The sequence below is a fragment of the Jiangella alkaliphila genome (assembly GCF_900105925.1).
GTDB lineage: Bacteria > Actinomycetota > Actinomycetes > Jiangellales > Jiangellaceae > Jiangella > Jiangella alkaliphila.
This window is the reverse complement of record NZ_LT629791.1, coordinates 6,734,209-6,746,110: the sequence shown is the minus strand read 5'-3', so window position 1 is coordinate 6,746,110 and position 11,902 is coordinate 6,734,209. Positions and strand designations below refer to the sequence as shown.

Annotated in this window: 8 protein-coding genes; 3 read left to right on the top strand and 5 right to left on the bottom strand. The window is 70.7% G+C overall.

The annotated features are described in order from the left end of the window. Positions 1–35 precede the first annotated feature (35 nt). A complete protein-coding gene (locus BLV05_RS31030; RefSeq protein WP_152690743.1) occupies positions 36–1,049 on the top strand; it encodes a hypothetical protein in 1,014 nt (337 codons plus the stop codon). A 9-nt stretch (positions 1,050–1,058) separates the two neighbouring features. Here BLV05_RS31030 and BLV05_RS31025 read toward each other — a convergent pair whose 3' ends face one another. From BLV05_RS31025 to BLV05_RS31005, 5 genes are all read right to left on the bottom strand, one after another. Continuing rightward, positions 1,059–1,331 (bottom strand): hypothetical protein, encoded by a 273-nt coding sequence (locus BLV05_RS31025; RefSeq protein WP_046768775.1) that lies wholly within the window; start codon positions 1,329–1,331, stop codon positions 1,059–1,061. A 9-nt stretch (positions 1,332–1,340) separates the two neighbouring features. Next, on the bottom strand, positions 1,341–3,353 hold the full coding sequence (locus BLV05_RS31020; RefSeq protein WP_046768776.1) for a hypothetical protein: 2,013 nt from the start codon (positions 3,351–3,353) through the stop codon (positions 1,341–1,343). Positions 3,354–3,401: 48 nt separating this feature from the next. Then, the gene (locus BLV05_RS31015; protein WP_052762445.1) at positions 3,402–4,802 is read right to left on the bottom strand and encodes a maltokinase N-terminal cap-like domain-containing protein; all 1,401 of its coding nucleotides are present in this window, start codon (positions 4,800–4,802) and stop codon (positions 3,402–3,404) included. Next, positions 4,799–6,523, bottom strand: a complete 1,725-nt coding sequence (gene treS / locus BLV05_RS31010) for a maltose alpha-D-glucosyltransferase (protein WP_046768777.1) — start codon at positions 6,521–6,523, stop codon at positions 4,799–4,801. The genes BLV05_RS31015 and treS overlap by 4 nt, the downstream gene beginning before the upstream one ends. Before the next feature lie 232 nt (positions 6,524–6,755). Next, complete coding sequence (locus tag BLV05_RS31005; protein WP_082155222.1) at positions 6,756–7,424, bottom strand: DUF305 domain-containing protein; 669 nt, start codon at positions 7,422–7,424, stop codon at positions 6,756–6,758. A 193-nt stretch (positions 7,425–7,617) separates the two neighbouring features. Between BLV05_RS31005 and BLV05_RS31000 the strand changes: the two genes are divergently transcribed. Beyond that, entirely contained in the window at positions 7,618–9,129 is a 1,512-nt protein-coding gene (locus tag BLV05_RS31000; RefSeq protein WP_046768864.1) for an LVIVD repeat-containing protein, read from the top strand. Positions 9,130–9,345: 216 nt separating this feature from the next. Next, complete coding sequence (gene glgP, locus BLV05_RS30995; protein ID WP_046768779.1) at positions 9,346–11,895, top strand: alpha-glucan family phosphorylase; 2,550 nt, start codon at positions 9,346–9,348, stop codon at positions 11,893–11,895. The last annotated feature ends 7 nt before the right edge of the window (positions 11,896–11,902 follow it).

The window sequence follows — 11,902 nt, the reverse complement described above, 5'->3', positions numbered from 1 at the left end:
CCTATCGGGCCGCCGACGCTATAGCGTTGTGTCTCGTGCGTGCTGCGAGAGTGACGGCGGTCATGGCCGCGATCCTGCTGACGGCGACGACGGCAGCATGCGACGGCGGGGGTGACGGCGACGAGCCGAGCCCGACGTCGTCCGGTCTGCCCGAGCCCCAGGAGGGCCGGCTGACCAGGCTCCTCGGCGACGGCACCGGCGAGCCGCTGACCGGCACTCAGCCGGTCCCCGGCGCCCCCGTGGCGCTGCCCGTCTTCCTGACCGTCGAGCCCGGCGGCGACCTGCTGGGCAGCCAGTGGCGCCGCAGCCTGTTCACGCTCGCGCCCGGCGGCACCGCCGAGGCGCTCGGCGACGAGGGCGACCGGCCCTGGCACGCACCGGTCACCGCGCTCGCCGGCGACGAGACCGTCCTGGTGCTCGTCGACGAGACCGACACCGCGACGCTGGGGACCGTCAGCCTCGACGACGGCGGCTTCACCGAGGTCGCCACCCTGACCGACGGCGTCGAGAACGTGCCGGTGTCCGGCCTGCTCGAGCTGCCTGACGCCACCTACATCCAGTGGGCCGGCACCTGGTGGACGATCACCGGCGGCGCCGCCGACCCGACCGGCGCCGAGCCGTCGACGCCGCCGGTCGAGGGCATCGTCGCCAGCGCCCGCACGGACGCCGGCGTCGCCGTGCTCACGGACACCGAGCTGGTGCTGCTCGACGAGTCGCTCCAGGAGACCGGCCGGTCCTCGTGGTCGCTGCCCCCGGAGCTGGACGGCCAGACGCTCACCGCCGTCGTCGGCGACGGCGCCGACGGGCTCTATGCCACCACGGCCACCGCGGCCTCCGACGGCGGCGGGGTCGTGCACATCACGCCCGACGGTGTCGACCTGCTCGCCGCCGGGGCGCGCCCGGACGGCGACGACACGGACTGCGACGACGCCGACACCGAGGCCACGGCCGCGCACCTGGCGCTGCCGATCGCGGTCGCCGTCTGGCAGGAGCGGCTGGTCGTCGCCGACCAGGTCTGCAGCAGCCTGCTCCAGTTGCCGCTGCCCTGACGGCCGGCGTCAGCGGGCGCCCGTGCCCGCGCTCTCCGCCTGCCACTCGGCGGCGTTGTCGCGGCAGGTCTGGATCGCCTCGTCCAGCGGGGTGCCGAGGCTGTTCGTCGCCGGGGTGGCGAAGCCGTCGAACTCGGTCTCCCAGGCGGTGGCCTGGGAGCCGGTCCACGTCTCGGTGCCGAGCAGGTCGCGGACCACCTGGATGGCCTCCTCGATGTCGCCGGCCGCTGTGCGCACGAGGCTCATCGACGTGTTGCACTCTTCGACGTAGGGGACGGGCATGGCGAACTCCTATTTCGGCGGGTCGTCGAAGCGGTCGTCGTTGGGCGCGAACACGTTGGTGGCGTCCTCGAAGCCCTCCTGCGCGTTGTCGGCGGCCGGGAGGTTCTGCGGCCGGTTGTTCCACCAGTCGTCGAACGCGGCCATCTCGGCGTCGCCCTGCGGATCGATGATCCCGTTGGTCGCGAACGACGCGTCCTCCGGCAGCGGGTAGGCGCCGGAGTTGACGTAGCCCTGCGCGACGTAGGTGCGCATCTCGGCGATGTCCGTCAGCATCGTGTGCTGGACCTCGCTCTCGACCTGCTGTGCGCCGTCGGTGGGGAACAGGCTCTCCTTGCTCAGCCCGGCCGAGGCGACGGCGGCCGAGCGGATGAACTCGTAGGACTCCTTGCCCAGCGGCACGGCGTCGAGGATGCCCGACGCGGCGTCGAAGTAGGACTGCGCCTGCTGGTTGGCCGCGTCCTGGGCCTCGGCCTCGGTGAAGTCCTGGTCGGCGAAGGCGATCGACACCATGCCGTTGAGGTAGCCGTAGTCGGTGAGCATGTCGGCGGCCTCGGGGTTGGTGGACTGCAGCTCGGCGGCCGCCGTCATCTGTGCCAGCACCGAGCCGCGGAAGGCGCCCGCCGCCTCGGGGTCGGTCATGAACGTCTTCAGGAAGCCGTTCATGAGGGTCGTGTTGCTCTGCACCACCCAGAAGCCCTGCTCGTTGCGGATGACCTCGTTGATGTCGACGTTGGGCTGCGAGGTCGAGTTCGCCATGTCCGGCGCGTACGCCGTGGCGACCACCGACATCGCCTCGGCCAGCGACGAGGGCAACCCCGGGAGCTGCTCCTTGTCGTAGTCGTCGCGCTCGCGTGTGCTGAGGTCGTAGCCGGCCTGGAAGATGTTCGCGGCGGCGGTCGCGGACTCCTGGCCCTGCTCGTCACCGCGGTCCTGGGTGGCGGCGATCAGCACGCTGGCCGCCGGGCCGCTGTCGTCGTGCGGCACGGCGCCGGGGGACTGCCAGTCGTAGTCGATCAGCCGCTGGGCGTTCTCGAGGCCGTCGGAACCGTTGAGCAGCTGCCGGCTCGCCTCGGGGTTCTGCCCGGTGCGGTTCAGGATCGAGTTGACCGGGTCGAACTGCTGCATCAGCTCCATGCCGTTGGCGGCGTCCTCGATGTTGTTGTCGAGGTAGTCGACGTCGATGCCGATGCGGGTCCACCAGTCGTCGTCGTTCTGGACGTAGCCACCGGGCACGTAGCTGGTGCCGGCCACCATCGGCGCGCTGTAGGACGGCCGCGGCGGGTCGTTGTCCTCGCGCCACTGCAGCGCGTTGTCGGCGACGGTGCGCAGGAACGCCGAGCCGTACTGGTCGCCGCCCGGCCCGTACATCATCATGATGCCGTTCTGGAGGGTGTTGTCGACCGAGCTCAGCGGGTCGAGCGCCCCCTGATTCAGCGTCACCTCGCCGCTCTCGGAGAACCGGCTCACCGCGGCGACACCGGTGGCGAACAGCCGCAGCCGGTTCTGGTTCTGCTCCGACGGCGGCACGCCCTGCTCGGCGATCTGCCGGCTCATCGTCGTGATGACCTCGGCGCCGCCGTTGTTGTAGAACGCCTCCAGGTAGGCGGGGTCGTCGGCGTGTGCCTCCATGGCCTCGGCGGCCTCGCGCTGCGCCTCGTTGCGGATGGCCTCGTCGTCGCTGTTCATCGCCTCGTGCAGGTCGAGGGCGTCTTGGCGGCCCTCTTCGGCGAGGTCCTGCTCGGTGATGTCGAACGGGACGGCGTACATCACGTTGCCGGGCGTCGAGTACGACGGCTGGTTGGCCGCGGTGGTGGCGAGGTCGGCGCGGTCGAACATCGGCTGCCACTGGTCGTCGAGCCAGTCGGCGAGCTCGGTCAGCTTCGCACCGCTGAACGACCCGTCCCAGCCCTCGATGCCGCTGACGATGCCAGGGGCCTTCTCACGTACGGTGCTCGCGGCAGCCTGCAGCTTGCGAGCAAGATCACGTAACCGGTCCGGGTGGACGGACACGTACTCCGTCATCCACTCTCCTTCGAGGTCAGGTGCCCGGAGAAGAGCCTACCTCGACGCTCAGACCGGTCGCGCCAGCCGTTCCACCGCGGCCAGCGGGATGGGCAGCCAGGTGGGCCGCCGGCGCGCCTCGAAGACCACCTCGTACACCGCGGTGTCGGACTCGTACGCCGCCAGCAGCTCCGGCTCGTCGCGGGGGTCCAGCTGCGAGGCCGACGCGTAGCCGTTGCAGAACGCCTCGCTGTTGCGCTGGGTCCACTCCTGGGCGCGATAGGCGAGCTGGTCGTGTGCGGGGTCCTCCGGCGGGTGGTCGGTGATCAGCAGGTGCCTGGCCGCGTAGTCGAACGAGCGGAGCATCTGCGCGGCGTCGCGGACGGGGGAGTGCATGGCCCGCCGCTCGGCGACCGGCGCCATCAGCTCGCCCTCGAAGTCGACCAGCTTCCAGCCCAGGACGGTGCGCAGCACCTGCCCCAGGTGGTAGCTGCCGTGGATGCGCTGGACGGCGACCGGGTCGCGGCGCTCGCGCAGGACGTCGTAGTGCGCCCGCAGCCCGGCCGCGAAGCGCTCCAGTTCGGGGACGACGGCGACGGCGCGCTCCAGCCGCCCGGTCATCGTGTCGGCGAGGGCGTTCAGGTCCGCCGGCGCCATGGTGCCGGTGGGCAGCACCTCGGCCAGCGTCTCGTGCACCCGCGCCGTGGACATGCCCAGGCGGTACGCCTCGGCCGCGAAGTCGCCGCCCACCTCGTCGGCGTGCAGGTCGCCCTCGGCGTAGAGGTCGCGGACGCTCGCCGTGGCCAGCGCCCAGCCGTCGGACGCCGTCGTCAGGTAGCCGCGCAGCATCGCCAGGCTGCCCGTGACGCTGCCGCCGTCGTCGCCGGTCCAGTCGCCGTCGATCCAGCCGAGCAGCGGCGCGACCAGCGTGCAGCCGGCGTCGCTGAGCGCCTCGTGCAGCTCGACGTCGGGGTTCAGGCCGGAGTGCACCCGGCGGAACACCTTGAGCAGCGCGGAGTCGCCGTAGGCCAGGCTGGTGTTGTGGTGCTCGCCGGGCAGCACCAGCGACGACTCGCCGTAGGGCACCTTGACGTCGGGCCGCACATGGAACCGCACGCCCTCGACCGGCGCCGCGTCGTCGGCGAAGTGGTCCAGCAGGACCGCTGTCGCCTCCTTGTCGTGCAGGGCGTCGTACACGTGGCCGTCGGCGGTGTGGCCGAGGTGCACGTGGTCGAGGCGGTCCGAGCGCCGGCTGTGCACCGACAGCGGCACCTGGTAGACGTCGGCGCCGTCGTCGTGCGTGACCTCGGCCAGCAGATGCCACACCCGCGGCTCGCCGTCGTGCAGCAGCGTCGTCGCCACCGGGCGCACGCCCAGCGGCCCGGTGCGCCCGCCGGTGAACCAGTGCTGGTGGCGCAGCCACTCGGGCAGCAGCGCCACCGCCTCGGACAACCGCTGGTCCGGCGTCACGGCATCGACTCCTCCGGCAGCCTGGCCAGCCGGAACCAGTAGAAGCCGTGCGAGCCGAGCGTCAGCAGGTACGGCAGCTCGCCGATGGCGGGGAACCGCACGCTGCCGAGCAGCTCGACCGGCTGCATGCCCTCGTACCGGCGCAGGTCCAGCTCGACCGGCTGCGGGAAGCGGGACAGGTTGTTGACGCACAGCACGATGTCGTCGCCGAACGTGCGCACGTACGTGAGCACCGTCGGGTTGGACCCGCCGAGGTCGACGAAGTCGCCCAGCCCGAACGCCGGGTTCTGCTTGCGCACCTCGATCATCCGCTGGGTCCAGTGCAGCAGCGACGACTTGTTCGCCAGCTGCGCCTCGACGTTGGTGACCTGGTAGCCGTAGACGGCGTCCATGACGACCGGGAGGTCCAGCCGGCCGGGGTCGGCGGTGGAGAATCCGGCGTTGCGGTCGGGCGTCCACTGCATCGGGGTGCGGACGGAGTCGCGGTCGCCCAGCCAGATGTTGTCGCCCATGCCGATCTCGTCGCCGTAGTACAGGACCGGCGAGCCGGGCAGCGACAGCAGCAGCGCGTTGAACAGCTTGATCTGGTTGACGTCGTTCTCGAGCAACGGCGCCAGCCGCCGGCGGATGCCCAGGTTGGCCTTCATGCGCGGGTCCTTGGCGTACTCGGACCACATGTAGTCGCGCTCTTCGTCGGTGACCATCTCGAGCGTCAGCTCGTCGTGGTTGCGCAGGAACACGCCCCACTGGCAGCCGGACGGGATCTGCGGCGTCTGCGCCATGATCTCGCTGATCGGGTAGCGCGACTCGCGCCGCACCGCCATGAAGATGCGCGGCATGACGGGGAAGTTGAACGCCATGTGGCACTCGTCGCCGCCGACGCCGGGGTCGCCGAAGTACTCGACCACCTCGCTGGGCCACTGGTTGGCCTCGCACAGCAGCACGGTGTCGGGGAACTCGTCGTCCATCACCTTGCGCACCTTCTTCAGGAAGGCGTGCGTCTCGGGCAGGCTCTCGCCGTTCGTGCCCTCCTTCTCGTAGAGGTACGTGACGGCGTCGAGCCGGAACCCGTCGACCCCCAGCCGCAGCCAGAACCGGACGACGTCGAGCATCGCCTCGTGCACGGCCGGGTTGTCGAAGTTGAGGTCGGGCTGGTGACCGAAGAACCGGTGCCAGAAGTACTGCCGGCGCACCGGGTCGTACGTCCAGTTCGACGCCTCGGTGTCGCCGAAGATGATGCGGACGTCGGGGTAGCCGGTGTCGTCGTCGGCCCAGACGTAGAAGTCGCCGTAGGGGCCGTCCGGATCCTCGCGGGAGGCCTGGAACCACGGGTGCTGGTCGCTGGTGTGGTTCATCACGAGGTCGGTCATGACCCGCATGCCGCGGCTGTGCGCGGCGGCCACGAACTGCGAGAAGTTCTCGAGCGTGCCGAACTCGGGCGCGACGTCCATGTAGGCGGCCACGTCGTAGCCGCCGTCGCGCAGCGGTGACGGGAAGAACGGCGGCAGCCACAGGCAGTCGACGCCCAGCCACTGCAGGTAGTCCAGCTTGCGGGTGAGGCCCTCGAGGTCGCCGATACCGTCGCCCTGGGAGTCGTAGAACGACCGCACCAGGACCTCGTAGAAGACGGCGCGCTTGAACCACTCGGGGTCGGTGCCCCGGGCGGGCAGCACCCAGCCCTGCCGCTCGGCCTGGACGTCCGGCGGCCGGATCTCGCTCATCGCCGGCACCCTTCGATGGTAAGGGCGGCGCAGACGGCGGCCCCAGCGCTCGGTTCGGTACGCACGATGACCTCTCGTGACGTCGTTGTCGGGGGACGTGGGTGGTGCGAGATGATCAGCCGCGTGAGCCGATGAGTGGTGCGCGCAGGTCGGCGACGCTGCCGTTCCGGGCGGTTCGTCCCATTGTTCCCAGTTGCCGCGCGGCCGTGCAAACCCGTCTCATCCGGGCTGGTCAGAGGCTGTCGAGGAGCTCGCTCATGCGGTCGATCTCGATGCCCTGCGTGACGCTCACATCGGTGGCGAGCTCGAGCGCCGGCTGGTCCATGCCGCCGGTCAGTGCGGCGTCGGCCATCTCGATCGCGCCGGCGTGGTGCTGGCTCATGTAGGTGAGGAACAGCTCGTCGAACTCGGCGCCCTCGGTGTTGCCGAGCTGCTCCAGCTGCAGCGGCGTGATCATGCCGGGCAGGCCGTGGTCGTGCTCGGTGTCGGCCGGCGGCACGGGCAGGTCGCGGTCGGTGAGCCAGGCCTCGAGCGCGGTGATCTCCGGGCCCTGCCCGGCCGCGATGCGGTCCGCCACCAGGATGACCCGCTCGTCCTGGGCACGCTCCTGGGCCAGTTCGGCCATCGCCAGCGCCTGCCGATGGTGCGGGATCATCTGCTCCACGAACCGGACGTCGGTCTCGTTGTAGCCGCCCTCGACGATCTCGATGTCCTCGCCGGGCTCGATGACGGTCGCCGTCTCGCCCGGCCGGCCGGGCTCGATGACGCGGGTGTCCGAGGTGGCCGTCGTCGTGCTGGCCGGGACGCCGCGGCCGGTGCCGCTGTCGCCACCGCAGCCGGCCAGTGCGAGCAGGGCGGCGACCGCTGCGGCCGCCGCCGTGCCGATGGTCACGCGGGGCATCGTTCCTCCTGGTCGCCGGGGTGGATCGGCCCAGCGTACGGCCGGATCACAGGGAGTCGAAAGGGTGTCATCAAACGGACACGTCGATGTTTCGCGGGAATGTGACAAAAGTATGGCTAATCATGTTGCTAGTCGTTATTGTCACCCTTGACCATGATCGGGTCATCCTCTCTACCCCCGGTGAGGTGTGCGCATGATCGGACATCGTTGGAGAAGGACGGCGGCCGGCTTGGCCGTGACCGCCCTGGTGAGCAGCGGTCTGGCCCTCGGAGCGATCGGGACCTCCGCCGCGGACGACGCCGACCTGCTGCGTGACTCGTCGGCGGAGGAGTGCGCGAACGCCGAAGCCCTCGAGGGCCTGGGCGACAACTTCGAGGAGAACTGCCTCACCGAGGCCGAGTTGGCGCAGATCACCGAGGCGCCGGCTGCGGCGAGCATCCTGGAGCCGGGCGAGACGGCCGGCTCGCCCAACCTGAGCCTCGTGTCGACGCTGCCCAAGGTGGGTCCGTTCACGCCCGCCAACGCGCTCAACTCCGACCTGGCGTTCCAGGGCAAGTACGCCTTCGCGGGCAACTACAACGGGTTCACGATCTACGACATCTCGAACCCGCGTAAGCCCGAGCAGGTGACCCAGGTGCTCTGCCCGGGCTCGCAGAACGACATCACCGTCTACGGCGACCTGCTCTTCCTGTCCACCGACTCGCGCTGGACCGACGAGTCCTGCAGCGCGACGAACCTGCCCAACATCAGCGACACGGCAGGGCGGGACTACTGGGAGGGCATGAAGATCTTCGACATCAGCGACGTGCGCAACCCGCGCTACATCGCCGCGGTCGAGACCAAGTGCGGTTCGCACACGCACACCCTGGTGCCGGCCGAGGAGAGCGTGTACATCTACGTCTCTTCGTACGGGCCCAACGTGGGGCTGGCCGACTGCCAGCCGCCGCACGACAAGATCTCGATCATCGACGTCCCGCTCGACGAGCCGACGGCGGCGGCCGTCGTCGCCGAGCCGGTGCTCTTCCCCGACGCCGCCAACCAGGGCGGCAACACCGCCGGCTGCCACGACATCACCGCCTACCCGCACCTCGGCCTGGCGGCCGGCGCTTGCATGGGTGACGGCGTCGTCTTCGACATCAGCGACCCGGTGAATCCGGTGATCCTCGACCAGGTGCGCGACCCGAACTTCGCGTTCTGGCACTCGGCGACGTTCAACAACGACGGCACGTCGATCATCTTCACCGACGAGCTGGGCGGCGGCAGCGGCGCGACCTGCAACCCGACGACCGGTCCGAACCGCGGCGCCAACGCCATCTACACGTGGGACGGCGACTCGCTGGAGTTCGCGTCGTACTACAAGATCCCGCGCGAGCAGGCGAGCACGGAGAACTGCGTGGCGCACAACGGCTCGCTGATCCCGGTGCCGGGCAAGGACATCTTCGTCCAGGCGTGGTACCAGGGCGGCATCTCGGTGTTCGACTTCACCGACCCCTACAACCCGACGGAGTTCGCCTGGTTCGACCGGGGTCCGTGGACCGGTCAGTCGATCGCCGGCGCGTGGTCGACGTACTACTACAACGGCTACATCTACTCCAACGAGATCCAGCGCGGCTTCGATGTCTTCAACCTGCGTGATCCGAGGGTCGCGCCGGCCAAGGGCCAGCGCGACGACGAGCTGAACCCGCAGACGCAACCCGTCTACTGACGCGCACGGCAGACGAGCGGACGGCGACCGATCGCCGTCCGCTCGTCGGCTTGGGCGAGCCCCAGGAACGGGCACTCGGGTCCTGCGTCTCGCGCCGACGACTTCGATGGGACCTCCGGCCCCGTCTCGCCGCCGGCCTCGCCCGACCCTCCGGGGTCGCCGTCCGCTCGTCCGTCGGTAAGGCTCGTGTAACAGTCAGGCACTAGCGTGGGGCGCGTGCGTGCGATTCGACGACTCATGGTCCGTACCGTCCTCCCCGAGCCGCTCGCCGCGCTCGGCGATCTCGTCACGAACCTGCGGTGGTCGTGGCATCAGCCGACGCAGGAACTGTTCTCCGCCGTCGAACCGCGGCTGTGGGCCGAGGTCGGACACGACCCCGTCCGGCTGCTCGGCGAGGTGCGGCCCGAACGACTGGCCGAGCTGGCCGCCGACCCCGCCTTCCTGGGCCTGGTCAGGGCGGCCCACGACGACCTCCAGCAGTACCTGACCGAGGCGCGTTGGTACCAGGACCACGACGGACGCGCGCCGCGGGGCGTCGCGTACTTCTCGCCCGAGTTCGGCATCACCCACGTGCTGCCGCAGTACTCCGGCGGCCTCGGCATCCTGGCCGGCGACCACCTGAAGGCGGCCAGCGACCTCGGCGTGCCGATCATCGGCGTCGGGCTGCTCTACCGGCACGGGTACTTCGTGCAGTCGCTGTCGCGCGAGGGCTGGCAGCAGGAGCGCTACCCCGTCGTCGACCCCGACAACCTGCCGCTGGTCAGGCTGCGCGAGCCGGACGGCAAGCCGGCGCACATCACCGTCGGCATGCCCGGCGGGCGGGTGCTCACGGCGGCCGTCTGGGTGGCGCAGGTAGGCCGGGTGCCGCTGCTGCTGCTCGACTCCTACATCGACGACAACGGCCCGGCCGAGCGCGACGTCACCGACCGGCTCTACGGCGGCAGCCGCGAGCACCGGCTGCTGCAGGAGATGCTGCTCGGCGTGGGCGGCGTGCGGGCGGTGCGGGCGTACTGCCGCATCACCGGCGCAGCGGCGCCCGAGGTGTTCCACACCAACGAGGGGCACGCCGGCTTCCTCGGCCTGGAGCGCATCCGTGAGCTGGTCGAGGAGCGCGGGCTGACGTACGAGGCGGCGCTGGAGTTCACCCGCGCCGGCACCGTCTTCACCACGCACACCCCGGTGCCCGCCGGCATCGACCGGTTCCCGCTCGACCTCGTCGAGCAGCACTTCGGCGGCGACAACGCCAGCCCGGGCCTGCCGGTCGAGCAGATCCTCGCGCTCGGCACCGAGGACTACGAGGGCGGCGACCGGTCCGTCTTCAACATGGCCGTCATGGGGCTGCGGCTGGCGTCGCGCGCGAACGGCGTCAGCACGCTGCACGGCGAGGTCAGCCGCGGCATGTTCGCCGGGCTGTGGGCGTCGTTCGACCAGCGCGAGGTGCCGATCGGGTCGATCACCAACGGCGTGCACGCGCCGACGTGGGTGGCGCCGGAGATCCTGCGGCTGGAGGAGAAGGCGATCGCCGGCGGCGGCTGGAAGGCCGCCACGGCCACCGTCTCCGACGCCGACCTGTGGTCGACGAAGCGCGCGCTGCGGGCTCGGCTGGTCGAGTCGGCCCGCACGCGGCTGCGCTACTCCTGGCACGGCCGCGGCGCCGGCGAGGCCGAGCTGGGCTGGATCGACGACGTCCTCGACCCCGGCATCCTCACCATCGGCTTCGCCCGCCGGGTGCCGTCGTACAAGCGGCTCACGCTCATGCTGCGCGACGCCGGCCGGCTGAAGGCGCTGCTGCTGCACCCGGAGCGTCCGGTCCAGTTCGTCATCGCCGGCAAGGCGCACCCGGCCGACGACGGCGGCAAGAGGATGATCCAGGAGATGGTCCGCTTCGCCGACGACCCGGAGATCAGGCACCGCATCGTGTTCCTGCCGGACTACGGCATCGGCATGGCGCAGGCGCTGTACCCCGGCTGCGACGTGTGGTTGAACAACCCGCTGCGCCCGTATGAGGCGTGCGGCACGTCCGGCATGAAGGCGGCGCTCAACGCCGGGCTGAACCTGTCCATCCGCGACGGCTGGTGGGACGAGTGGTCCGACGGCGTCAACGGCTGGGACATCCCCTCGGCCGAGGGCGTCGACGACCCGTCGTACCGCGACGAGCTCGAGGCGACCGCGCTGTACGAGCTGCTCGAGAACGAGATCGGCCCCCGCTTCTACGACGTCGACGGCGACGACATCCCGCGCCGCTGGGTCGAGCAGTTGCGCCACACGCTCACCACGCTCGGCCCGAAGGTGCAGGCCACCCGCATGGTCCGCGACTACGTCGAGCAGCTCTACACCCCGGCCGCCGACTCCAGCCGCTCGCTGAACTCCGACTTCGACGGCGCCGTGTCGCTGGCCGACTGGAAGGAGCAGGTCCGCGCCGCCTGGCCGCTCGTCCGCGTCGACCACGTCGAGACCACCACCGTCGACACCTTCGAGCGCGGCCAGACGCTCCAGGTGCACGCCTTCGTCACCCTGGGCACGCTGACGCCGTCGGACGTTTCCGTCCAGGTCGTCCACGGCCCCGTCGACGACGGCGACAACCTGCGCGAGCCCGCCGTCACCCCGATGACCATGAGCGAGCGCCAGGACGACGGCGGTTACCGCTTCGACGGCGAAGTCCCGCTCGACCGCACCGGCGCCTTCGGCTACACCGTCCGCGTCGTGCCCAAGCACCCGCTCCTCTCGGACGACAGCGAGCTCGGCCTCGCCGCCCTCCCGGAGTGAGAGTGGC

What these genes read in the sequence shown, in the direction of transcription:
- BLV05_RS31025 (WP_046768775.1), bottom strand. Translation starts at nt 1,331, where the DNA reads ATGCCCGTCCCCTACGTCGAAGAGTGCAACACGTCGATGAGCCTCGTG.
- BLV05_RS31020 (WP_046768776.1), bottom strand. Translation starts at nt 3,353, where the DNA reads ATGACGGAGTACGTGTCCGTCCACCCGGACCGGTTACGTGATCTTGCT.
- treS (WP_046768777.1), bottom strand. Translation starts at nt 6,523, where the DNA reads ATGAGCGAGATCCGGCCGCCGGACGTCCAGGCCGAGCGGCAGGGCTGG.
- BLV05_RS31005 (WP_082155222.1), bottom strand. Translation starts at nt 7,424, where the DNA reads ATGCCCCGCGTGACCATCGGCACGGCGGCGGCCGCAGCGGTCGCCGCC.
- BLV05_RS31000 (WP_046768864.1), top strand. Translation starts at nt 7,618, where the DNA reads ATGATCGGACATCGTTGGAGAAGGACGGCGGCCGGCTTGGCCGTGACC.